The organism is Ruegeria sp. CDSC081 (assembly GCF_059610485.1).
Genome location: NZ_JBXWNS010000007.1, coordinates 1 through 21666 on the forward strand (window position 1 = coordinate 1; position 21666 = coordinate 21666).

The following is a 21666-nucleotide window of genomic DNA, read 5'->3' on the forward strand; positions in this document are numbered from 1 at the left end:
CAATGTCCGAATACGAAGACGCAGCTGAGTAAACAGACGACAACCAGATCAGCCCCCGCACTGGCCAGGGGCTGATCTTATGGGATGAAATTGCCAGGAACCCCAAATGGCGGCGTCTTGATTCTGGTCCCGGTCAGACCATGCAGAAATTCCACAAGACTGGCGATTTCTGCATCTGTCAGGTCAATCTCTGGGATGTCGATCCGGCTGCGTTGGCGCGCCATTTCGAACTGATCGTCCCATACCGCGAAATCAATCTGTTCCAGCCACGGAATTTCGGGCAGGGTGGCCATGTCACGGGTCCAACGCGACAGGCTGCGTTCAGGGTTGAGGTGATGGCGGATCACGCTGTCGAGATCGGGAAAGGCCCCGTTATGGCCGTATGGTGCGGTTAGAGCGACATTGCGCAGCATCGGCGTTCGAAAGCGGTAGGCATCCTCAAGCCGATCACTTTCGCCCATGCGGCCAACATCGCGGACATTGGGATCCCATTGCCGGGTGCGACCCGGGCCAAAGGGCGGCAAGGCCAGCGCGTGGAACTTCTGATCCGACATTAGCGGGCCGGAGTGACAGGTGGCACAGCGCGCCTTGCCGTAGAACAGGGCCATCCCGGACTTTTGGGTTGGTGTCAGAGCATCGGTGTTCCCAGCCAGATATTGATCAAACGGGCTGTCGATGCTGCGCCATTCGATGGCCATGAAAGCGGCCAGAGCATTGGCGATCTGGGTGATCGTTATGTCTTCGGATGTCTTGACTTCAGGAAAGGCTGCGATCATGGCCGGACCGTAGGCGGGGTCGGTGCGCACACGCTTGGCAAGGATCGGCCAGCCCTTGTCTATCCGGTCATGTACCGCGCCGGTTACTTCGTTTTCAGCCACATTTCCTGCCATCTCAAACTGGGATGTCATTGGAAACAGCGCCTGCGCGGCCAGCAGAGAATTCAATCCCGCGGGCAACCATTCCTGCGCCGGAGAGTTGAAGCCGTTGCCATAGACATCCGAGATACTCAGTCGTCCGTCATGGAAAACAGTATGGATGTTCTTCGCCCCGAGGTTCCAAAGGCCGGGCGAATTTCGGGGAATACGCTTGCGGATTTTGTCGGACCCAGTGCCCGGCGTGCGATCGGGGCCTAACCCCTGACCGCCTTCGCCGATGCCCAGTGACAGCCCATCGGATGTGCCGAAATCCGGGTGGTGGCAATGGGCACAGGCGATGTTTTGATTGCCCGACAGGATCGGATCGTAAAACAGTTGATGACCAATGGCGGCCTGTTCCATATCAAAGGACAGGAAATCATCATCGGTCAGCGGGCGTGGCAGCTCTTGCGCTGCGGCCGCACCGGCGAAAAGGAAAGCAATCCCATGCGCCAGTTTGTATTTGCCCTTTGCCTGTTTGCGGCCCCGGCGCTGGCCGAGCTGGAACAGGCGCGCGATCTGATGGAAGCCGGGGAGTTTCAGGCTGCGCGCGAGGAACTGATGCCCGCCGCACGGTCGGGCAATGCCGAGGCTGAAGAGCTGATCGGGGTAATGTACGGGCTGGGTCTGGGGGTTGAGCAGGATTACGAGCGCGCGTTTGAGTGGTATCTGCGCGCCTCGATGAAGGGGCATCCGGGGGCACAATCGGGGATCGGCTGGTATTATGAGTTGGGTCTGGGAATGCCCGCGCCCGATCTGGTGCGGGCGTATATGTGGTACACGCTCAGCGCTATTGGTGGCGATCCCGATGCGGCAATCAGCCTTGAGGAAGTAGTCAAGAAAATGTCGCCGGAGCAGATCGAAAAAGCGCATGTTCTGGTCAACGACTACAAGGGGTGGATGTACCCGTTTCGGTAAGGGCCGGGCTCGAAAGCCCGGCACCATGGCTTAGTTCAGGTCCGCATCGCGGGATGCGTTCACATCCGCCTCAGCTGCGGCAACAGCCTCGGTCAGGGCGGTGAACACTTCGTCCCCGCGCGCCACGTTGGACTGGAACCAGGCATAAACCGGGGTCGCGGCCTCTTTGAACGCGGCTTTCTGATCGGGTGTCGGCACATAGAGGTCGCCGCCACCGGCGACGAAATCCTCATAGGCCTGGATCGACTTGCGCTTGGGCGACGCGAACGTGGCCTGCTGCAGCGCATAGAACCCGTCGACCACCACGCGGCGCATGTCTTCGGGCATCTCCTGGAACTTGGCGTTATTCATCCACCACAGCGCGCCCATATAGGCGTGACCGTCCAGCGTGACATATTGCAGGCCAGCATCGGGGAATTTCATGCCCATGATGTCGGTGATGCCGTTCTTGGAGCCCTCAACCACGCCGGTCTGAAAGCTGGTGAACAGTTCCGGCCACGGGATCGGGGTGGGCGATGCACCCAGGGCTTTGACCAGTTCTTGCGGCAGGTCGGCAACCACGGTGCGGATTTTCAACCCTTCCATATCGGCAGGCTCGGCCACGCGACGTTGGGTGTTGGCAAAGTTGCGCCAGCCGCCGGTATTGCCGATGGTCATCAGACGGATCGCGCCACCGGAATCCTCAAGCGCCATGTCGCGCATCTGTCGGGTGAAATCACCGGACAGAACATGCTCGGCAATCCGGTCATCCGCCATCAGGTAAGGCAGGTCGAGGACCTGAACATAGGGAAAGATGCCCGACGCCCCGCCTGAGGTCGAGATATAGATGTCGATGGTGCCATCAGCCACGCCCTGCAGGCATTCCGCGCCGTTCGAACACAGCTGCGTACCGATGAACAGCTCGACCTCGATCGCGCCGTTCGAAGCGGCTTCGACATAGTTTTTGAAAACGATCAGACCGTCATAATCCTCGTCATTTTCGTTCGAGTTGGCCGTGGCGCGCAGCGTATAATCTGCTGCCGTGGCCACGATGGCTGATGCGGCGACCAGCGACGTGGCCACCGCTGCGGTTTTGATAAAGGTTCTGAGCATGCGTTTCCTCCCTGTGGAACTCAGTTAGTTGGCAAATCCCGTTATCCTCGGGATCGTCATGGATAATGCGGGGATGTAAGTGATCAGAAAGATCACGATGATTTCAACGGCCAGAAACGGCAGGATCGCTTTGGCAATGGTTTCAACCTTTTCGCGCGACACGGCGGCGGCCACGAACAGCACCAGCCCCATGGGCGGTGTGGCCAGACCAACGGTCAAATTGACGCTCATGATGATGGCAAAGTGGATCGGGTCGACGCCGAGGCTGGTAAAGATCGGTCCCAGGATCGGCCCAAGAATGATGATCGCAGGCCCGGCATCCAGAAACATGCCGACAACGAACAAGAGCAGGTTGATCAGAAACAGCAGGATCAGCGGGTTTTCCGACAGGCTGAGGATCAGCGAGGCCAGCTGTTCTGGCGCATGGCTGAGGCTGACCACGGTTTTGAACGCCATCGCCGCCCCCACCAGCAGCAGAACGACGGCGGAGGTCAGGCCGGCATTGCTGAGGATCTCGGGCACTTCTTTGAGCGTCAGGGTGCGCAGGATGAAAAAGCCGATCAGAAAGGCATAGCCGACGGCCACAGCTGCGGCTTCGGTAGGTGTAAAGATACCGCCCAGAATACCACCCAGAATGATCACCGGAGTCAGCAGTGGAAAGAACGCCTTGAGGCTGGCCTGACCCCGTTCACTCCATGTGTATTTGCGGCTGGCAACGGGAAAATCATACTTGTCGGCCATGAATTTGATCATCAGCATCAGGCCAACGCCAACCATTACGCCCGGCACGATTCCGGCCAGAAACAGCGCCGCAACGCTTTCTCCCATCACATAAGCGTAGATGATCATGATGCCCGAAGGCGGGATGATCGGGCCTATGACGGAACTGGCCGCCGTGATTGCCGCGGCAAATTTGCGGGTATAGCCCTGCTTCTCCATCGCCGGGATCAGCATTGAACCCAGCGCTGATGTATCCGCCACGGCAGAGCCTGAAAGTCCCGCAAACAGGATCGAGCTGAGCACGTTCACATGCGCCAACCCGCCGCGAAAATGGCCCATCAAGGCTTGGCTGAATTCCACCAGACGGATGGTTATCCCGCCGCGGTTCATTAGCTCTCCGGCCAGCATGAAGAAAGGGATTGCCATCAGGGGAAAGCTGTCCATGCCGTTATAGACATTGCGGTACAGCAGGGTGATGTCATTGGATTGGCCATTCAGCCACAGCAGGATACCCGGGGCGGCCAAAAGGGCGAAAAAGACCGGCAGGCCGATCATCAGAAAGACAAGGAAGGTGGGCAGGAACCAAATCAACATCTATTCAGCCCCCACCGGTGCGTCGGCAATTTCAGGCAGCAGGTCTGCGCCACCCAATAGCGAGACAATCGCGCGCAGGATCAGCTCGACATTTACTACGATCAGAAGGGCCACCCCCACCAGCAGCGAGGCCATCATCCAGCTGCGCGGGACGCGGTACCATTCGTCAAAGCCAAATGAGGTGGGAATATACAAGGCGGCGGTTGCGAATTTGCCCCCGAACCCGGTCACTTCGGACCAGCCGATCTTAACCGCCACCAGCAGCACCGCCAGTGACACGAACAGCAGCGCGAGCATCAGTATCTGTCCCAATACGCGCGGAAGCATCAGGGGCACCATGTCGATGGCCACGAACCCGCCGCGGCGAAATGCGGTCGGGGCCATCAGACCCGTCATCCAGAGCATGCAGAACCGGGCGGCCTCATCCGGCCAGGGCAGTGCGTTGCCTAGCACATATCGGAAGAATACCTGAATCAGGATTGCGGTCACCATGAATGCAATCGCAACGACGCCAACCGCGCGGCCCAATCGCAGCACGGTTTCGTTCACGAATGCAATCGGCGCCAGCATCGTTGCCAGTCCGCCCATGCGTTTCCTCCCTATGTCAGCCGCGGGTTTGTCCCGCAGTCGTCAGAGCGCGCTTAGGACTGCGCGAATTGGCCGAGTTTTCCGGCATAGAAGGTCAGCGCGTCTCCATCGCTTATGCTGGCCTTCAGGACTTTGCCCACCACGATCACATGATCGCCTGCGTCGTGATAAGCGTGTTGTTCACATTCAAACCGTGCCAGACAATCCGGCAGCAGAGGGGTGCCATTCGAGCAATGCCCATGGGCGATGTCCCGCAACGCAAAGGCGTTTTTCGAGCAGCCGAAACACAGCTCGGCCTGTTCAGAGGACAGTACATGAACGCTGAAATGGCGCGCCTTGTGGAAATAGGGGAAGCGGCGCGAGTTGCGGTCGCCGGCCCACATGATCAGGGGCGGGTCCAGCGACAGGGACGAAAAACTGTTGGCAGTGATGCAGACCGGACCGTCCGTGCTGTTGCAGGTGACGATGGTAACTCCGGTGGCAAAGCGGCCAAACGCATCGCGCAGGGTTCGGGTGTCATCCTTGTGTGGGATGAAAGTATGGTTCATGTCCTGTGACATTGCATTCATCATGGTACCTCATGGCCCAGTGCCGCCTCATAAAGGCGGTACCAACTCTCGCGATCCAGATTGACTTTCAAGGCGTCCGAAATCTGTTTGATCCGACCCAGATTGTTGGTGCCCAGCACCGGCAGGATGCCTGCAGGATGTGCCAGAAGGAAGGCCACGGCCACTGCGGCCCGGTCCACTCCGAATTCGGCGGCGATCTCATCCGCGACCACGCCGACCGGAGGGTTCCCGGCCATCAGCAGTCCGCCGCCCAGCGGCGACCACGCCATCACCGGCTGCCCATGCTGTTGATGAAACGCCAAGTCGCCATTGGTGAAGGGGCGGATTTCGCCCAGCGAGATCTCGATCTGGTTGGTGACCAGTTGGGTCTTCATAGCTGATTGCAGAAGGGTCCAGTCCCACGGGCGGAAATTCGATACGCCAACCGCGCCCACCTTGCCGCTGGCCACGACCTCGTCCAGCGCTGCGCCGGTCTCATGGTGGTCCATGAAGGGATCAGGGCGGTGGATCAGTAGCAGGTCGACATGGTCGATTGCCATCTCGGTCAGAGAGGTTTCAACCGATTTCAGGATATGCGCGCGCGATGTGTCATAATATTTTACCTTCGCATCCGCGTATCGGCCCATCGGCGCAACGATGTCGCATTTGGTGACGATCTCCATCCGCGCGCGCAGCGCCGGGTTGGCGCGCAAGGCGTTGCCCAAAACCGCCTCGGCCGCGTAACCGCCATAGATGTCGGCCTGATCGAATGTGGTGATGCCCTGATCCAGGCAGGCTTGTATCTTGGCTTCGACATGATCCGCCGAGGTGTCACTGTCATCACCCAAGCGCCACATTCCGTATACCAGGCGGCTCATTTCCAGCGTGTCTGAAAGCTTTACACGTTGCATTAGCGGCGAACTCCGTTGCCCAGCGGGGTGGCCGGGGTGGTTTTGGGCACGCGTCCGTATTCCTCGGGCAGCGAGCAGGTTTTCAGGTTGGGCATCACGCGGGCACCGAAATGGCGGGCCTCGTCCAGATGTGGATAGCCCGAGAAGATGAAGGCGCGGATGCCCATCTTTTGATAGTCTTCAATCTTGGTCATGACTTGATCGGTGGAGCCCACAAGCGCTGCGCCGCAGCCAGACCGCGCCCGGCCCACGCCTGTCCAGAGACCAGGTTCGACATAGCCGTATTCATCCGCCAGATCGCGGTTTTTGGCCTGATGCGCCACACCCAGCGAGGTGGAATCCAGCGCCCGTTCGCGGATGGCGCGACCGTATTCGTCGTCCAGCTTGGATACGATGTAATCCGCGTATTCTTGCGCTTCGGCCTCGGTGTCGCGAACGATCATGTGAACGCGCAAGCCGTAATCCAGCGTCCGGTTATAATTCTCGGCCACCGCATGAACCGCCTTCATCCGCTCGGCCAGTTGGTCTTTGGTTTCGGGCCACATCAGATAGACATCGCAATGCTCGCCACACAGGTTCAGCGCGGAGGGAGAGTACCCGCCGAAATACAACAACGGCCCGCCTGTCTGATAGGGCTTGGCTGGATCGGTGGTCAGGCCCGAGAAATTATAGACCTCGCCCGCATGGTTGATCTCATCCCGCGTCCAAGCCTGTTTCAGGATTTCGACGACTTCGCGCGAGCGTTGATAACGGAACGCGCTGTCTGCCTTTTCACCAGGGAAATCGGACGAGATGATGTTGACCGTCAAACGCCCCCGCAACATGTGATCCAGCGTCGCGATGGTGCGGGCCAGCATGATGGGCTGCATTTCACCGCAACGCACCGCGGCCAGCAGGTTGATCTTGTCGGTGATCGGTGCGCATCCAGCAACAAAGCTGAGCGTGTCCTGACCGACCTGATAGGATGACGGGCACAGGATGTTGCGAAACCCCTGTGCCTCGGCCTCTTTCACGATGGCGGAACAGTGGTCCCAGCTGGACCGCAGATCGCCATCGGGCATCCCCAGAAACTGATAGTCATCCGAACACAGAGCCGAAAACCACGAGACCTCGGCCGCGTTCAGATCGGGGGAGGTGATTGGGACGATCGTCATCTGAGTCGGTCTCCGCAATGGATTTGCTTTTTCTCTTGCGTACCAATCACATTGATGTAGATCAATAGTGTATCAATTTTTCCTGTGACCAATCGAAGCGCCCCGACGTGCCCCCCACAAGCCGAAACCCCAATGCCCTTCCGATATATGTTCAGATTGCAGAACTGCTGATCCGCGATATTGCGGCCGGCCGTCTGATTGACGGTGAGCGCCTGCCGCCCGAACGGGACATGGCGGCGGACCTGAATGTCTCGGTCGGGACCCTGCGAAAATCGCTGTCCGAGCTTGAGAAAAAAGGGATGTTGGAACGCATTCAGGGCTCGGGCAATTACATCCGTGAGACCGGAACGCAGAACAGCGTCTATGCGATGTTCCGGCTTGAGCTGCCCGAAGGGGGCGGTTTGCCAAGCGCGGATATCCTGTCGGTCGATCATCTGGAAAAGCCTGCCAATCTGCCCGGGTTCGGAGCCGCGGCCACGGGGTCGCGCGTGCGCCGGATGCGCTATTTGAATGACACAATCATCGCGGTCGAAGAGATATGGCTCGACGAATCAGTGGGTTTGATCGACGGCAACCTGCTGTCTGACTCGCTGTATCGCTATTATCAGCAGCAGTTGGGGTTCTGGATCACGCGGGCCGTAGACAGGGTTTCAATCGCCGCGCTGCCCGATTGGACACCGACGGGCTTTACCAAGCCCTTCGGGCAGACGGTCGGGTATATCGAGCGGTTCAGCTGGTCAGAACAGGTCGAACCCGTCGAATTCTCTAAAACTTGGTTCGATCCGGATCGGGCCACCTATGTTCAACGCTTGAAGTAAAAGGAAACGCGCATGACCCGGACCATCAATTACGGGCTGATCGGATGCGGCATGATGGGGCAGGAGCACCTGCATAATATCGCTCTGCTGGATGGCACGCGCGTGGCGGCAATCTATGAGCCCGACCCGCAGATGGCCCACGCCGCGCAAGAGATCGCGCCCGAGGCTGTGATGGTGGGGTCGGTGGCTGACCTTCTGGCGGTCGAGGATCTGGATTGCCTGGTCATCGCCAGCCCGAACCACCTGCATGTGGATCAGATCTGCGACATCGCGGCGATGCGCCCACTGCCCCTGTTGGTGGAAAAGCCGCTTTTTACCGATCCGCAGGATGCGGCGCGGCTGGAAACGGTGCAGCGTGACTATCCCCATCCAATCTGGGTGGCGATGGAATATCGCTATATGCCTCCGATTGCCGCTTTGATCAAAGGGCTCCAATCCACCGGCGGGGTGCAGATGCTGACGATCCGAGAACATCGATTTCCCTTTCTGGAAAAGGTCGGCAACTGGAACCGGTTCAACCGCAATACCGGCGGCACATTTGTCGAGAAATGCTGCCATTTCTTCGACCTGATGCGGCTGATCCTTGGGTCCGATCCGGTGCGGATCACCGCCAGCGGTGGGCAGGCGGTAAACCATCTGGACGAAAGCTATGATGGGGAAACGCCGGATATTCTGGATCACGGTTATGTTCTGGTTGATTTCGCCAACGGCACGCGGGCGATGCTGGAACTGTGCATGTTCGCCGAAGGATCGCGGTACCAAGAGGAAATCTCGGCCACAGGACAACTGGCCAAGATCGAGGCGCTGGTGCCGGGGCCGGGGCGCTTTTGGCCCGATCATCTGGGTGAGCCGCCGGTGCCGCAGGTGATTGTCAGCCCGCGTAATCCGAAGGGGCCGGTGTCACAGGACATCCCCGTCGATCCGCGCCTGCTGGCCGCCGGGGACCACAATGGATCGACCTATTACCAGCATCAGGGGTTCCTTGCGCTTGTTCGAGGCGAGCGGGCTGCGCCGGATGTGACGCTACAGGATGGGCTGTGGTCCGTTCGTATGGGGTTGGCGGCACAACAGGCGCTGGCAACGGGTGAAGCCGTTCGGTTGACCTGATAGGCAACAAGGACGATGCGCTGTGCCGGTGACGAAATTGCGCCTATCGGAAACGCACTCCCCCAACTTGCGCATAAAAACCTGTCGTTTTTGATTTCTGATGGGTCTTTTTCGCTTGTTGATGCTGCGTCTGCACCCTAGCTCTGTCCGTGGGACACCCCTCCCCAACGAGGGGCGTGTATCTGGAAGGGTAATACACATGACTATCGAACAACCGGCATCGAATGACGCCGTGCGCAAACCTGAAACGCGGCCGGCAAATCCGCGCTTTTCCTCGGGGCCCTGCGCCAAACCCCCCACATTTGACCTGACCAAACTGGCTGACGCAGCACTTGGCCGTTCGCATCGCGCTGCTGTTGGCAAGGACAAGCTGAAAGCGGCCATCGAAGGTACGCGTGAAGTGCTGGACATTCCAGCAGATTACAAGATCGGCATCGTTCCCGCGTCTGACACCGGCGCGGTTGAGATGGCGCTGTGGTCGCTGTTGGGCGAACGCAAGGTCGAGATGCTGGCCTGGGAAAGTTTTGGCGCGGGATGGATCACGGATGTGGTCAAGCAGCTAAAAATCGACGCCGAAGTGAAAACAGCCGATTATGGGCAGATCATCGATCTGGCCTCGGTCGACTTCTTCCATGACGTGGTCTTTACATGGAACGGCACGACTTCGGGCGTGCGGGTGCCAAACGGTGATTGGATTGCGGATGACCGTCAGGGTTTGACGATCTGCGATGCGACTTCGGCGGCCTTCGCGATGGACCTGCCGTGGGACAAGTTGGATGTGACCACGTTTAGCTGGCAGAAAGTTCTGGGCGGAGAGGCGGCGCATGGGATGCTGATACTTTCCCCGCGCGCTGTGGAGCGGCTTGAAAGCTATACCCCCGCATGGCCATTGCCCAAGATTTTCCGCCTGACCAAGGGCGGTAAGCTGATCGATGGTATCTTTACTGGCGCCACGATCAACACCCCGTCGATGCTGGCGGTTGAGGACTATCTGTTGGCATTGGACTGGGCGCGCTCAGTTGGTGGTCTGCAGGGATTGATTGGCCGGGCCGATGCCAATGCCGGTGAGGTGCATGCGTTCTGCGAGCAGAATGACTGGATCGCCAACCTGGCTGACGACCCGGCGACGCAGTCGAATACGTCTGTCTGTCTGAAATTCACCGATGCGCGCATTCGGGACGGCGCAGCCTTCGCCAAGGCCGTTGCAAAACGGTTGGAGGCCGAGAATATCGCGTTGGATATCGGGGCTTATCGCGACGCACCTGCGGGTCTGCGTATCTGGTGCGGCGGCACGGTCGAAACTTCGGATATCGAAGCGATGTTGCCCTGGCTAGCCTGGGCCTTCGAGGCTGAGCTCGCAGCACAAACTGAAGCCGCCTGATCTTTCCCAATCTTCACCGGGCCGCCTCAGGCCCGGACATCTCATTACATTCAAGGACCACAGACATGGCTCCCAAAGTACTCGTTTCTGACAAACTCAGTGAAACCGCTGTTCAGATTTTCCGCGACCGCGGCATCGACGTGGATTTCATGCCCGACCTGGGCAAGGACAAAGACAAGCTGGCCGAAGTGATTGGCCAATATGACGGCCTTGCCATCCGCTCGGCCACCAAGGTCACGCCGACCTTGCTGGAACATGCGGACAAGCTGAAAGTCATAGGTCGCGCCGGCATCGGCACCGACAATGTCGACAAGGATGCCGCCAGCAAGAAGGGCGTCATCGTGATGAACACGCCCTTTGGCAACATGATCACCACAGCCGAGCACGCGATTGCGATGATGTTCGCCGTGGCGCGGCAAATCCCCGAGGCCAGCACTTCGACCCATGCAGGCAAATGGGAAAAGTCTAAGTTCATGGGGATCGAGCTGACCAACAAGACCTTGGGCGTCATTGGTGCGGGCAATATCGGCGGGATCGTCTGCGAACGCGCCCTGGGCCTGAAAATGAAGGTTGTCGCCTATGATCCCTATCTGGGCGAAGAGAAAGCCGCCAAGATGGGTGTTGAAAAGGTTGAACTGGATGAGCTGCTGTCGCGTGCCGATTTTATCACCTTGCATGTGCCGCTGACCGATCAGACTCGCAACATCCTCAGCCGCGAAAATCTGGCCAAGACCAAGCCCGGCGTGCGCATCGTCAACTGTGCCCGTGGTGGTCTGGTCGACGAAGAGGCGCTGGCCGAGATGTTGCAATCCGGCCATGTCGCCGGGGCCGCCTTTGACGTGTTCAGCGAGGAACCTGCCAAGGAAAACGCGCTGTTCAACCTGCCCAACGTCGTCTGCACGCCGCATCTGGGGGCCGCAACGACCGAGGCGCAGGAAAACGTGGCGCTGCAGGTGGCTGAGCAGATCTCGAACTACCTGCTGACCGGCGCGGTTGAGAACGCGCTGAACATGCCGTCCGTCACCGCCGAAGAGGCCAAGGTCATGGGCCCGTGGATCAAATTGGCCGGGCATCTGGGCGGATTCATTGGTCAGATGACGGATGAGCCGATCAAAGCGATCAACATCCTGTATGATGGTGTTGCGTCAGAGATGAATCTTGCCGCTTTGAACTGCTCGGCTGTTGCCGGGATCATGAAGAAGTTCAATCCCGAGGTGAACATGGTTTCGGCCCCGGTTGTGGCCAAGGAACGTGGTATTCAGATTTCGACCACCAATCAGGACAAGTCTGGCGCCTTCGAGGGCTATATCAAGGTGACTGTCGTGACCGAGAAACGCGAGCGTTCGATCGGCGGAACCGTGTTCAGTGATGGCAAGCCGCGCTTCATTCAGATCAAAGGCATCAATATCGACGCCGAGGTGGGCGCGCACATGCTTTATACCACAAACGAAGATGTGCCGGGTATCATCGGTGCGTTGGGCCAGGCCATGGGTGAGCACAGCGTCAATATCGCGAACTTCACCCTCGGACGCGCCGAGGCAGGGGGGGAGGCGATCGCCTTGCTTTATGTTGATGAACCCGTACCAGCCGAGGCGCGGGCAAAGCTGGCTGAAACCGGCCTGTTCACGCAAATCAAACCGCTGGAGTTCGACGTTGCCTGAGGCGGTGTTGAATATCTGAGACACTTCATACCCGCGTCTTCCAAGGCGTGGGTATTTTCTTTTCCCGGCCGCCAAGACGCGTCACAAGCAGGGTGTTCCTGTTGATTTAGGGTTTTCCATGTCCTCGCCAATTTATGCAATCGGTGACATCCACGGCCAGCTCGGCATGCTGCAGGTTGCGCTGTCGCGGATCGAGGCCGATGGCGGGCCAGATGCAAAGATCGTGTTTCTGGGTGACTATGTCGACCGGGGCCCGGACAGCCGCGCTGTGCTGGACCTGCTGATCGAAGGCCAAAAAGCGGGGCGCAACTGGGTCATGGTCAAGGGCAACCACGACCGCATGATGGCCCGCTTTGTGCAGGACCGAGAAATCGCGGACAAGCAGCTGCCCATCACGCTGAACTGGCTGAACCCTCGGCTGGGTGGCGGGGAAACGCTGGCCTCCTACGGGGTGGAAGTCACGGACAATGACCGCATCTATCAGGTCCATGAACGGGCCTGTGCCGCCGTACCGCCAGCACATCTGGATTTCATCAACGCTTTGCCAGTTTACCATCAAGAGGATGAGCTGCTGTTCGTCCACGCTGGCATCAGGCCCGGTCTTCCACTGTTGCAGCAATCCGAAGATGACCTGGTTTGGATACGGCAGGAATTTTTGGTTGAATCTGGCCCGCACCCCTGGCTGATCGTGCATGGTCACACCCCTGTGGATGCGGCGGAACATTGCGGCAATCGGATCAATTTGGATGCGGGTGCGGGCTATGGTCATCCGTTGGCCACTGCCGTGTTCGAGGGCCGTGATTGCTGGTTGCTGACCGCACAGGGGCGCGCGCCGCTGAGACCTAGTCTTCGGTAAACAGGTCTTTGTAAGCTTCGCGTAGCGCGTTTTTTTGCACTTTGCCCATCGTATTGCGCGGCAATTCGTTCAGCACGATCAGCTTGCGGGGATGTTTGAATCGCGCCAGTTGGGTCTGTGCGCTTGCCATGATGGCCTCGAGGTCGGGCGACTTGTTTGGTTCGGCTACCAACAGGCCCAACACGGTTTCGCCGAAATCCGGATGGGGCACGCCGATAACTGCGCTTTCCAGAACACCGAGCTGGTCGTCCAGCACCAGTTCGACTTCTTTGGGATAGATGTTGTACCCGCCCGAGATGATCAGGTCCTTGCCGCGTCCGACGATATGGACATAGCCGTCCACGTCCACACGTCCAAGGTCGCCGGTGATAAAGAACCCGTCCTCGCGCAACTCTGCTGCGGTCTTCTCGGGCATTTCCCAATAGCCCTCAAAGACGTTGGGACCACGCACTTCGATCATGCCGATTTCGCCCTGTGGCAAGGTCTCACCCGTCTCAGAGTCGGTCACTTTCAGCTCAATGCCCGGCAAGGGGAACCCCACGGATCCGGCGCGGCGTTCACCGTCATAGGGGTTCGAGGTGTTCATGTTGGTCTCGGTCATACCGTAGCGTTCAAGAATGCGGTGCCCGGTGCGGGCCTCAAACTGCTGATGCGTTTCGGCCAGCATTGGGGCCGAGCCCGAGATGAACAGCCGCATATGACGTGCCAGATCGCCGGTGAACCGGTCGTCATCCAACAGACGGGTGTAGAAGGTCGGAACCCCCATCATCGCGGTTGCATCAGGCAAATGCCGCAGTACCTCATCCAGATCGAATTTTGGCAGAAAGATCATCGACCCGCCCGAAGCCAGCACCACGTTGGTTGCCACGAACAGCCCATGAGTGTGAAAGATTGGCAGAGCATGCAGCAACACGTCATCGTCGGTAAACCGCCATTCCCGTACCAATGTTTCGGCATTCGACAGCAGATTGGCCTGTGACAACATCGCGCCCTTGGATCGGCCGGTCGTGCCGGACGTGTACAGGAAGGCGGCCAGATCATCCTCGGTGCGGTTGACCGGCTCGAAAGCAGGCAGCATACCCAGAGCACGCCGCATCAGGCTGCCGGATCCATCAGCGTTTAGCGTTTCAAGTCGTGCCTTCTGGGCGGCGGCGACGGGTGCCAGTCCAGCCTTATTTACATCATCGCAGACCACCAGCGCAGCGCCGCTGTTTTCGATGAAATAGCTCAGTTCGCTGACCGTATAGGCAGTGTTGAGTGGCAGAAAAACCAGACCGGTCTGCACACAAGCAGCAAACAGCGCAAGCGCTTCGGGCGACTTTTCCACCTGAACCGCAACGCGTTGTCCGGGTTCGAGCTCAAAGCCGATTAGGGTATTGGCCAACCGAGATGCCATGTCCAGGAAATCAGAATGGGTCAGCACCTGACCGTTGGGCAGATGCAGGAAAGGCGTCTCTTTGCCCGCGTGAATGCCAAACAAGCGATCGTAAAGCGGGTTGCCCATTTACCGAGTTCCTTTCTGTCCAGTCCTGGCGAATCTGTCTTGGAATGGCGTGCTGGTAAAGCCCTGAAAGGCGCAATCGGTCGCCGTTCTGTCCGCACGATGTGCCAGAGGTTGCTGCGGACAAACTGTCTTCTGGCGATCGGGGGCTATCTGCGTTAATCGCAGGTGAATTCGCCGGAGATAGACTATGTATGTTGCCACCCTGTTGACCAATCCCGAAACGCGCGCGCTGGATTTGGCGCTGGTCGAGTCGCTGCGGAATGCCTGGGGCGGGGCCGAGATCATCTGGCTCAGCCCGGATGAGGCGGCAGAGTTCGCGCTGCAGGAACTTCCGGGCAACCAGTGGGATGTCTGGGGTGATTTGCAGAAGCTTGGCGTTGACCTGATCGTGCAGCCCGCCGAGGGGCGGTGCAAAAAGATGCTGTTGGCGGATATGGACAGCACCATGATCCAGCAGGAATGCATCGACGAATTGGCGGATGAGGCCGGTGTCGGCGACCGCGTCAAGGACATCACAGCCCGCGCAATGAATGGCGAATTGGATTTCGAAGGCGCGCTGACCGAACGGGTCGGGTTGCTGAAAGGGTTGGATGAGGCTGTGATCGGCAAGGTTCTGGCCGAACGCATCACCCTGATGCCCGGCGGCAAGGAGCTGGTCGCGACGATGCGCGCCAATGGCGGCTATGCGGCGCTGGTCTCGGGCGGGTTCACGGCGTTTACTGCCAAGGTGGGCAGTGAATTGGGGTTTGACGAAAACCGTGCCAACACTCTGCTGGCCGAAAACGGCAAACTGACCGGCGATGTGCAGCGACCGATTCTGGGACGACAGGCCAAAGTTGATGCTTTGGAACAGATCACCGCGCGTCTGGGCCTGTCCGAAAACGATGTGATCGCTGTGGGTGACGGGGCAAATGATCTGGGCATGTTGGGCCGGGCCGGAACCGGGGTTGCGCTGCATGCAAAGCCTTCGGTCGCGGAACAATGCGAAGTGCGCGTCAACCATGGCGATTTGACCGCGCTTTTGTATCTGCAGGGCTATGCGCGGCAGGAATTTGCCCAAGCCTGAAAACCGGGGCTTTCCTTTATTTAACAAAAATGTTAAACAGTGGTCATGAATACGCTGCAGACCACATTCTCCGCATTGTCCGACGCCACGCGGTTTTCCATCGTTGAACAGTTGATGCAGGACGGAGAGCAGCCCGCGGGCGACCTGATCGAAGGGCGCGGCATGTCGGGTGCTGCGGTCTCGCGCCACCTGAAGGTTTTGCGTGAGGCCGGGCTGGTTCGGCAACGGGTGCAGGGCACCAAGCGGATGTATTCGATCCGCCCCGAAGGTCTGCGCGCAATCGCGGAATGGACCATTTCGAAACGACAATTCTGGGAAAGCAGTCTGGATCGTCTGGGCGATGCTATTGAAAGGGATACCTCATGGCCGATCTAAAGCTGGAGCGCACGTTCCCGATACCGCCAGAGGATCTGTTTGCGTGGATCAGTGTCGCAGAACAGCTGTTGCAATGGTGGGGCCCCGAAGGGGTGCACGTGCCCGAACATACTCTCGATTTTTCGCGCGTTGGTCCGTGGTATTCGGTCATGCAGAATGGCGAGGGCCAGCGGTTCAAGGTCTCGGGCCATGTGACCCATGTCGATCCGCCCAATTCGGTTGGCTTCACCTGGGGCTGGCATGACGATCAGGATCAGCGCGGGGCCGAAAGCCATGTAACGCTACGGATCGAAGCCGCAGGCGGCGGCGCTCGGTTGGTGGTCGATCACCGCGACCTGGGCGATGACGAGATCGCTGCAAACCACGAGAAAGGCTGGACCTCGACGCTGAACAAGTTGGCCGGTCTGGTGCAATAAGTTTTCATCTGGGAGGAAAGAAATGCCACAGTTTCTGTTTGTCTATCACGGCGGGACCACGCCATCGGACCCGGCCGAAGTCGAAGCAACCATGGCCGCCTGGGGCGCGTGGTTTCAGAATATGGGCCCGTCACTAGAAATACCCGGCAACCCGGTGGGCCAGTCCTATACCGTCAGCTCGGGCGGTGTGGTCGACAATGGCGGTGCCAACCCGGTATCCGGCTTTACCGTGATCAAGGCCGACAGCATCGACGCCGCCAATGAAATGGCCAAGGGATGCCCCATGGTCGTAAACGGGTCAGGCTCGGTCGAGGTGGCCGAGATTCACGAGATTGAGATGTAGCGGCCCTAGCCGGGGAAACCCGGCGCGGGTCGGATCACGCCACATTCCAGCCCGCGACGGCTGTATTGCGTGGCGTTCATAAAGGTGCGGGTGGCCGGGTGATCGGCCTCCAGTACGCCGAGGCTGACCAGAATGGCAGCAATGGCGCATTCGCTGGCACGGGTGGTGCCATCGGTGATCTTCAGCGCGACGCCCATGCGTTTTTCAGGGATGATGGCGATGAATACGGCCTCGGCCCCGGTCTTGATCGCGGCGCGCCCGTTCATGGCGCGCATCAGCTCGGTACAGGCGCGCGTCTCTCCGGCCACCAGCTCGGGATGTTTGATCATCGCCGCGGTCAGGTGTTGTGCCGCATCGCTGGCCCGGTCCGACCGGTCCGCCGCCGAGGCAAACCACGCCATCGACCGTGCCATCCCCACCAGCGAGGTGGCAAAGTTCGGGGCGGAACAGCCATCGATGCCATAGCCAGGGCTGGTTTCGCCGGTAGTTTCTTCCAGCGCGGACAAACAGGCCTGTTGAACCGGGTGGTCGATTTCAAGATATTCCGGCCCGGCACCCATATGCTGTGCTACCGTCAAAAACCCGCAATGTTTGCCCGAGCAGTTGTTGTGGATCTGACAGGGCGTGTCGTCGGCAAGTATCAGCCCGTCGCGCGCCGCCATATCCTGAGGCTCTTGCGGCCCACAGCGCAAATCGGGTTCAGCCAGGCCCAGATGGTCCAGCCAGGACGTTACCCTGTCTGTGTGAATATGCGCGCCGTTATGCGAGGCACAGGCCAATGCCAGATGCTCGCTGTTCAGCCCGTATTTCGCGGCCGCCCCCGATGTAATCAACGGCAGGGCCTGTATCATCTTGGCCGAAGACCGGGGGTAGATTATCGCCTCCGGGTCGCCCCAGCTGCGCACGATCTGACCCGTGTCATCACAGATAACCGCATGCCCCAGATGCAGGCTTTCCAGTAAAGGCCCCCGCCATAGTTCGGTCATTGCTACAGGCTGCGTCATCGGGACCCTCCTAAACATGCGCAAAAAACTGCCAACCGCCCTTTCGCCTATGGCGAAACTTGCGATAGTGTGTGTATGTCGGCAATCACCGGAAGACGCAACTTACAGACGAACCGTCAGGGTTCGCGAGCCATTCCGGTGGGTATGAGGTATTAGGTCGAGCTAGGAGGCTGGACAGATGGGATCAAAGCTCGTCCGCGTAATCGCGGGCCTGTGCGTGGCAGGGATGACAACGGCTGCTACCGCTCAGCAGGCAGACAGCACCAATAGAGTATCCGTAAACACCGACTGGAGTGTGTTTGTGGAAGAGGACCCAACCGAATGCTGGAGCGTTGCAACGCCGGATGAAACCGTCAACACGCGCGGCGGGCGCGTTGTTTCGGTGAGGCGCAGCGACATCCTGCTGTTTGTCGTATTCAGACCTGATCCCGATGTGAAGGGGCGCGTTTCATTCACCGGGGGCTATCCGTTTGCCGCGGGATCGACCGTATCTGTATCCATCGACGGAAACAGCTTCGAATTCAGCACCGAAGGCGAATGGGCCTGGCCCGCGTCAGAGGGTGATGACCAAAAAGTAATCGCTGCCATGAAAAGCGGTACCGAAGCAGTGCTGACCGCCCGGTCCGAACGCGGCACTCAGACCAAAGATACTTTCTCATTGCTGGGCTTCACAGCCGCTTTAGACGACGCCGAGAAACGCTGTACCAACTGAGCGCGCCAGCGCTCGGGCAGTGGCCAGGCTTGCAAAGTGGTGCCAGTTTCGCAGGATAGGACCGCCCTCCTTCATAGCTTAACTTAACGTCATCTATAAATTTGATCTGCGTCAATGCTCCGCGCTCTGAAATACTGAACTAATCGGTTCAAGCAGAGAGAAAAGGAGAGCATCGATGCAGAAGAAAGTTTTGGGCCTGTTTGTGCTGACCGCCGTCGTATTGCTGAGCGCTTGTGATAAATCCGCTGAGACATACCCGGTTTCGGGAGAGCAATGTGGGCCAAACGATCCGGTCAAAACGCTGGACGCCGAGGATTGCTTTATTCCACCAGCAGGTGCGTGATCCAATACGGCTGGCCTGGAAACGTCCGGGCGGCATAAGAGTTCGAAGGACCGCGGGGTTGATCCCCGCGGTTTTTTGTAACCTCTGGCGTCGCTATGCTAAGCTGAGCGCGTTAGTTTAACGACCCTTCGAGGAGTATGTCATGCGTTTGGTGATACTGGCTGTTTTAACCCCCACGTTGGCTGTGGCGGATCCTGCAATGGAATGCACGAACGCAAGTTCACAAGTCGAAATCGGATCTTGCGTTGCCAGTATGGAAGCGGGGGTTGAGGCCGCGCTGACCGATAGTTTTGGCTTTGCCATGGATGCAGCCAACGCGTTGGACGAGGTGACCGGACGGACAAGCGCGGCGCCTGCGATGGAGGCGGCGCAAAGCGCGTGGGTCGGGTATCGTGATGCGCAGTGCGAGGCGGTCGGCGCGTCTTTTGGTGGTGGGTCGGGAACCGGCATTGGTATCACCTCTTGCCGGATTGAATTGGGGCGCCTGCGGATTGACGAATTGCTGCGTTTTGTAAATTAGGCGCGACGAATTCTTTTGATCTTTGCGCGCAGTCCTATATAGAGGCGCATTCCAAGCCAGAATCTTCGAGACCCACCTATGTCGCCCAAAGCGCCGATCACTCAAGACGTCATGACCATCCCCCGCAAATTGCCGGAGGGGAAGGTGAACCTTGTCGGGTTGACCCGGGATCGCCTGCGCGAGACCCTGATCGAACACGGCACGCCTGAAAAACAGGCCAAGATGCGCACGGGTCAGATCTGGCAGTGGATTTACCAATGGGGTGTGCGCGACTTTGCCGAGATGACCAATCTGGCCAAAGCCTATCGCACCCAGCTGGCCGAGCATTTCGTGATCGAAATCCCCGAGGTTGTGACCCGACAGGTGTCCGAGGATGGCACACGCAAGTATCTGGTCCGTATTGCTGGCGGCCATGAGGTCGAGGTGGTCTATATTCCCGAGGACGATCGCGGCACGCTGTGTATCTCGTCTCAGGTCGGTTGCACGTTGACTTGTTCCTTCTGCCATACAGGCACGCAGAAACTGGTGCGCAACCTGACGGCGGCGGAAATTGTCGGTCAGGTGATGATGGCGCGGGATGATCTTGACGAGTGGCCGGTACCGGGTGCGCCCAAGGACGAAACCCGCCTGCTGTCGAACATCGTTCTGATGGGTATGGGCGAGCCTCTTTACAATTTCGAGAATGTCCGCGATGCGATGAAAATCGCGATGGACCCCGAAGGTATCTCGCTGTCTCGCCGCCGGATTACCCTGTCGACATCGGGAGTGGTGCCCGAGATCGCGCGTACCGCGCAGGAAATCGGCTGCCTGCTGGCAATTTCGTTCCACGCGACGACCAATGAAGTCCGCGATGTGCTGGTGCCGATCAACAAACGCTGGAATATCGAAGAGTTGCTGCAGGCTTTGGCCAGCTATCCCAAGGTTTCCAATTCGGAACGGATTACGTTTGAATACGTGATGCTTGATGGTGTGAATGACAGCGATGAGGATGCGCATCGTTTGATCGAACATATCAAGCGCCACCAAATCCCGGCCAAGATCAATCTGATCCCGTTCAACGAATGGCCCGGCGCGCCGTATAAGCGCAGCTCAAACAATCGTATTCGGGCTTTTGCCAATATCATCTATCAGGCCGGGTATGCCTCGCCCATCCGCAAGACGCGGGGCGAGGACATTATGGCGGCCTGCGGTCAGCTGAAATCGGCCACCGAACGCGCCCGTAAATCGCGCAAGCAGATTGAGGCCGAGGCCGGTCTCGACCGCGGATAAGCGGCTGAATAGAAGGGCGTCGCAAAATTAATTTTTGGGGCGCTGTCTATCGAATGCAAAATTTGATATGTTTCATTGGCTAGGTGTGGATGCACCAGGCTCACTTGCGCACAATAGGGTGAGTTCGGTGGCTGGCATGTGGCAAATTCGTTCACGGCGGCTACCTTGTATTTCAGCTCCGTGTGCCGATTGCGGCATAACAGGTTACGAGTTGGGTTATCTCTATGATGTTTCGATTGAAAATTCTGTACTTTAATTTTGTTTTAGTTTTGGCTTGTGCGGCCGTCGCCGTAACTGATGCTGTTGCGCAGTCAAATGATGAGGATGCTCATCTGGCTATCGAAAATCCGGCTGATCTGACCAAGGACGACGCGCGTGAAATTTATGACTCGTTGCAGCGCCGGATGGCACGCGGCTATGCCGCAGCGCAGTTGGATCTGCTTCTGAATTACCAAAACTGGCCGCTGTACAACGATGCGCCCTATATATCTGAAACCCATGGTCGGCGATTTGTGAACAGCTATGCAAACCGGATGGCGTATAATTATGCAACCCTGACGGAAGGCGAAAAGCTTCCGGTGGGGTCTGTGCTGGCCAAGGACAGCGTGACCGTTACGGATGAGGGGAAAAGCCATCCCGGCGCGATGTTCGTCATGCAGAAACTGGCCGAGGGCGCCAACCCTGCTACGGCTGATTGGCGTTATATCATGGTCATGCCGGATGGGTCATTGTTTGGGGACACGATGGGGGATCGCGCCAACGCAGTTGCGTATTGCCACGATTGCCACGAGGCGGTTGCCGACAGAGATTACACATTCTTCGTTCCCGAAGAATATCTGGTCGACAATTAGG

24 protein-coding genes are annotated in these 21666 nt (G+C 58.5%); 15 read left to right on the forward strand and 9 right to left on the reverse strand.

The genetic code is table 11. The annotated features are described in order from the left end of the window. Positions 1-77 precede the first annotated feature (77 nt). Positions 78-1277, reverse strand: a complete 1200-nt coding sequence (locus tag AC2FH9_RS13960; protein ID WP_496750318.1) for a cytochrome-c peroxidase — start codon at positions 1275-1277, stop codon at positions 78-80. 84 nt (positions 1278-1361) lie between these two features. Between AC2FH9_RS13960 and AC2FH9_RS13965 the strand changes: the two genes are divergently transcribed. Beyond that, entirely contained in the window at positions 1362-1832 is a 471-nt protein-coding gene (locus AC2FH9_RS13965; protein ID WP_496697700.1) for a tetratricopeptide repeat protein, read from the forward strand. Between the two features lie 30 nt (positions 1833-1862). Here the strand turns inward: AC2FH9_RS13965 and AC2FH9_RS13970 are convergent, their stop codons facing one another. Genes AC2FH9_RS13970 through AC2FH9_RS13995 form a run of 6 tightly spaced genes read right to left on the reverse strand, consistent with a single transcriptional unit; the run spans position 1863 to position 7439 of the window. Continuing rightward, positions 1863-2924 carry a TRAP transporter substrate-binding protein gene (locus tag AC2FH9_RS13970; RefSeq protein WP_496697498.1) on the reverse strand — a complete coding sequence of 354 codons (1062 nt, stop codon included), beginning with the start codon at positions 2922-2924 and terminating at the stop codon, positions 1863-1865. 24 nt (positions 2925-2948) lie between these two features. Then, entirely contained in the window at positions 2949-4238 is a 1290-nt protein-coding gene (locus tag AC2FH9_RS13975; protein WP_496697500.1) for a TRAP transporter large permease, read from the reverse strand. Then, positions 4239-4826, reverse strand: a complete 588-nt coding sequence (locus tag AC2FH9_RS13980; RefSeq protein WP_496689969.1) for a TRAP transporter small permease — start codon at positions 4824-4826, stop codon at positions 4239-4241. Between the two features lie 53 nt (positions 4827-4879). Then, positions 4880-5395 (reverse strand): flavin reductase family protein, encoded by a 516-nt coding sequence (locus AC2FH9_RS13985; protein ID WP_185956692.1) that lies wholly within the window; start codon positions 5393-5395, stop codon positions 4880-4882. Further along, the gene (locus AC2FH9_RS13990; RefSeq protein ID WP_496692572.1) at positions 5395-6285 is read right to left on the reverse strand and encodes an aldo/keto reductase; all 891 of its coding nucleotides are present in this window, start codon (positions 6283-6285) and stop codon (positions 5395-5397) included. Before AC2FH9_RS13990 ends, AC2FH9_RS13985 begins: the two co-directional genes overlap by 1 nt. Further along, positions 6285-7439, reverse strand: a complete 1155-nt coding sequence (locus tag AC2FH9_RS13995; RefSeq protein ID WP_496871933.1) for an LLM class flavin-dependent oxidoreductase — start codon at positions 7437-7439, stop codon at positions 6285-6287. The genes AC2FH9_RS13990 and AC2FH9_RS13995 overlap by 1 nt, the downstream gene beginning before the upstream one ends. Before the next feature lie 107 nt (positions 7440-7546). Here AC2FH9_RS13995 and AC2FH9_RS14000 point away from each other — a divergent pair, with 107 nt between their 5' ends. The 5 genes from AC2FH9_RS14000 to AC2FH9_RS14020 all read left to right on the forward strand — a co-directional run bounded on the left by AC2FH9_RS14000 (position 7547) and on the right by AC2FH9_RS14020 (position 13262). After that, complete coding sequence (locus tag AC2FH9_RS14000; protein WP_142637238.1) at positions 7547-8257, forward strand: GntR family transcriptional regulator; 711 nt, start codon at positions 7547-7549, stop codon at positions 8255-8257. Positions 8258-8269: 12 nt separating this feature from the next. Continuing rightward, entirely contained in the window at positions 8270-9364 is a 1095-nt protein-coding gene (locus tag AC2FH9_RS14005) for a Gfo/Idh/MocA family protein (protein ID WP_496689966.1), read from the forward strand. Between the two features lie 199 nt (positions 9365-9563). Further along, positions 9564-10745, forward strand: coding sequence for a phosphoserine transaminase (locus tag AC2FH9_RS14010; protein WP_496871935.1), 1182 nt, complete (start codon positions 9564-9566; stop codon positions 10743-10745). Between the two features lie 65 nt (positions 10746-10810). Next, positions 10811-12406, forward strand: a complete 1596-nt coding sequence (serA, locus tag AC2FH9_RS14015) for a phosphoglycerate dehydrogenase (RefSeq protein WP_496697508.1) — start codon at positions 10811-10813, stop codon at positions 12404-12406. Between the two features lie 118 nt (positions 12407-12524). Then, positions 12525-13262, forward strand: coding sequence for a metallophosphoesterase family protein (locus AC2FH9_RS14020; RefSeq protein WP_496750323.1), 738 nt, complete (start codon positions 12525-12527; stop codon positions 13260-13262). Here AC2FH9_RS14020 and AC2FH9_RS14025 read toward each other — a convergent pair. Next, positions 13249-14766: a malonate--CoA ligase gene (locus tag AC2FH9_RS14025; protein WP_496750324.1), complete on the reverse strand. Its 1518-nt coding sequence runs from the start codon at positions 14764-14766 to the stop codon at positions 13249-13251. The genes AC2FH9_RS14020 and AC2FH9_RS14025 overlap by 14 nt on opposite strands. A 187-nt stretch (positions 14767-14953) precedes the next feature. Here AC2FH9_RS14025 and serB point away from each other — a divergent pair, with 187 nt between their 5' ends. Genes serB through AC2FH9_RS14045 form a run of 4 tightly spaced genes read left to right on the forward strand, consistent with a single transcriptional unit; the run spans position 14954 to position 16966 of the window. Continuing rightward, positions 14954-15832 carry a phosphoserine phosphatase SerB gene (serB, locus tag AC2FH9_RS14030; protein WP_496871938.1) on the forward strand — a complete coding sequence of 293 codons (879 nt, stop codon included), beginning with the start codon at positions 14954-14956 and terminating at the stop codon, positions 15830-15832. Positions 15833-15877: 45 nt separating this feature from the next. Then, the gene (locus AC2FH9_RS14035; RefSeq protein WP_496694196.1) at positions 15878-16207 is read left to right on the forward strand and encodes an ArsR/SmtB family transcription factor; all 330 of its coding nucleotides are present in this window, start codon (positions 15878-15880) and stop codon (positions 16205-16207) included. Further along, complete coding sequence (locus AC2FH9_RS14040) at positions 16195-16623, forward strand: SRPBCC family protein (RefSeq protein ID WP_496694195.1); 429 nt, start codon at positions 16195-16197, stop codon at positions 16621-16623. Before AC2FH9_RS14035 ends, AC2FH9_RS14040 begins: the two co-directional genes overlap by 13 nt. A 22-nt stretch (positions 16624-16645) precedes the next feature. Further along, positions 16646-16966: a YciI family protein gene (locus AC2FH9_RS14045; RefSeq protein WP_142637219.1), complete on the forward strand. Its 321-nt coding sequence runs from the start codon at positions 16646-16648 to the stop codon at positions 16964-16966. 5 nt (positions 16967-16971) lie between these two features. On the opposite strand, the gene AC2FH9_RS14050 is transcribed toward AC2FH9_RS14045, so the two are convergent. Beyond that, a complete protein-coding gene (locus AC2FH9_RS14050) occupies positions 16972-17970 on the reverse strand; it encodes an asparaginase (RefSeq protein ID WP_496871942.1) in 999 nt (332 codons plus the stop codon). A 178-nt stretch (positions 17971-18148) separates the two neighbouring features. Here AC2FH9_RS14050 and AC2FH9_RS14055 point away from each other — a divergent pair, with 178 nt between their 5' ends. The 5 genes from AC2FH9_RS14055 (at position 18149) to AC2FH9_RS14075 (ending at position 21665) form a co-directional block, all read left to right on the forward strand. Beyond that, complete coding sequence (locus tag AC2FH9_RS14055) at positions 18149-18682, forward strand: invasion associated locus B family protein (protein ID WP_142637215.1); 534 nt, start codon at positions 18149-18151, stop codon at positions 18680-18682. A gap of 175 nt (positions 18683-18857) precedes the next feature. Beyond that, complete coding sequence (locus tag AC2FH9_RS14060) at positions 18858-19025, forward strand: hypothetical protein (protein WP_185956689.1); 168 nt, start codon at positions 18858-18860, stop codon at positions 19023-19025. Positions 19026-19167: 142 nt separating this feature from the next. Further along, on the forward strand, positions 19168-19545 hold the full coding sequence (locus AC2FH9_RS14065; RefSeq protein ID WP_271949559.1) for a lysozyme inhibitor LprI family protein: 378 nt from the start codon (positions 19168-19170) through the stop codon (positions 19543-19545). A 78-nt stretch (positions 19546-19623) separates the two neighbouring features. Further along, complete coding sequence (gene rlmN, locus AC2FH9_RS14070) at positions 19624-20814, forward strand: dual-specificity RNA methyltransferase RlmN (RefSeq protein WP_496871943.1); 1191 nt, start codon at positions 19624-19626, stop codon at positions 20812-20814. 224 nt (positions 20815-21038) lie between these two features. Continuing rightward, positions 21039-21665, forward strand: a complete 627-nt coding sequence (locus tag AC2FH9_RS14075) for a cytochrome P460 family protein (RefSeq protein WP_496871945.1) — start codon at positions 21039-21041, stop codon at positions 21663-21665. The last annotated feature ends 1 nt before the right edge of the window (position 21666 follow it).

Coding starts and splice junctions, on each gene's coding strand:
- AC2FH9_RS13985 (WP_185956692.1), bottom strand. CDS start 5,395: ATGAATGCAATGTCACAGGACATGAACCATACTTTCATCCCACACAAG.
- AC2FH9_RS13960 (WP_496750318.1), bottom strand. CDS start 1,277: ATGGAACAGGCCGCCATTGGTCATCAACTGTTTTACGATCCGATCCTG.
- serB (WP_496871938.1), top strand. CDS start 14,954: ATGTATGTTGCCACCCTGTTGACCAATCCCGAAACGCGCGCGCTGGAT.
- AC2FH9_RS14020 (WP_496750323.1), top strand. CDS start 12,525: ATGTCCTCGCCAATTTATGCAATCGGTGACATCCACGGCCAGCTCGGC.
- AC2FH9_RS13965 (WP_496697700.1), top strand. CDS start 1,362: ATGCGCCAGTTTGTATTTGCCCTTTGCCTGTTTGCGGCCCCGGCGCTG.
- AC2FH9_RS13980 (WP_496689969.1), bottom strand. CDS start 4,826: ATGGGCGGACTGGCAACGATGCTGGCGCCGATTGCATTCGTGAACGAA.
- AC2FH9_RS14010 (WP_496871935.1), top strand. CDS start 9,564: ATGACTATCGAACAACCGGCATCGAATGACGCCGTGCGCAAACCTGAA.
- AC2FH9_RS14005 (WP_496689966.1), top strand. CDS start 8,270: ATGACCCGGACCATCAATTACGGGCTGATCGGATGCGGCATGATGGGG.
- AC2FH9_RS13995 (WP_496871933.1), bottom strand. CDS start 7,439: ATGACGATCGTCCCAATCACCTCCCCCGATCTGAACGCGGCCGAGGTC.
- AC2FH9_RS14040 (WP_496694195.1), top strand. CDS start 16,195: ATGGCCGATCTAAAGCTGGAGCGCACGTTCCCGATACCGCCAGAGGAT.
- AC2FH9_RS14055 (WP_142637215.1), top strand. CDS start 18,149: ATGGGATCAAAGCTCGTCCGCGTAATCGCGGGCCTGTGCGTGGCAGGG.
- AC2FH9_RS14060 (WP_185956689.1), top strand. CDS start 18,858: ATGCAGAAGAAAGTTTTGGGCCTGTTTGTGCTGACCGCCGTCGTATTG.
- AC2FH9_RS14025 (WP_496750324.1), bottom strand. CDS start 14,766: ATGGGCAACCCGCTTTACGATCGCTTGTTTGGCATTCACGCGGGCAAA.
- AC2FH9_RS14065 (WP_271949559.1), top strand. CDS start 19,168: ATGCGTTTGGTGATACTGGCTGTTTTAACCCCCACGTTGGCTGTGGCG.
- AC2FH9_RS13990 (WP_496692572.1), bottom strand. CDS start 6,285: ATGCAACGTGTAAAGCTTTCAGACACGCTGGAAATGAGCCGCCTGGTA.
- AC2FH9_RS13970 (WP_496697498.1), bottom strand. CDS start 2,924: ATGCTCAGAACCTTTATCAAAACCGCAGCGGTGGCCACGTCGCTGGTC.
- AC2FH9_RS14075 (WP_496871945.1), top strand. CDS start 21,039: ATGATGTTTCGATTGAAAATTCTGTACTTTAATTTTGTTTTAGTTTTG.
- AC2FH9_RS14035 (WP_496694196.1), top strand. CDS start 15,878: ATGAATACGCTGCAGACCACATTCTCCGCATTGTCCGACGCCACGCGG.
- AC2FH9_RS14050 (WP_496871942.1), bottom strand. CDS start 17,970: ATGACGCAGCCTGTAGCAATGACCGAACTATGGCGGGGGCCTTTACTG.
- rlmN (WP_496871943.1), top strand. CDS start 19,624: ATGTCGCCCAAAGCGCCGATCACTCAAGACGTCATGACCATCCCCCGC.
- AC2FH9_RS13975 (WP_496697500.1), bottom strand. CDS start 4,238: ATGTTGATTTGGTTCCTGCCCACCTTCCTTGTCTTTCTGATGATCGGC.
- serA (WP_496697508.1), top strand. CDS start 10,811: ATGGCTCCCAAAGTACTCGTTTCTGACAAACTCAGTGAAACCGCTGTT.
- AC2FH9_RS14045 (WP_142637219.1), top strand. CDS start 16,646: ATGCCACAGTTTCTGTTTGTCTATCACGGCGGGACCACGCCATCGGAC.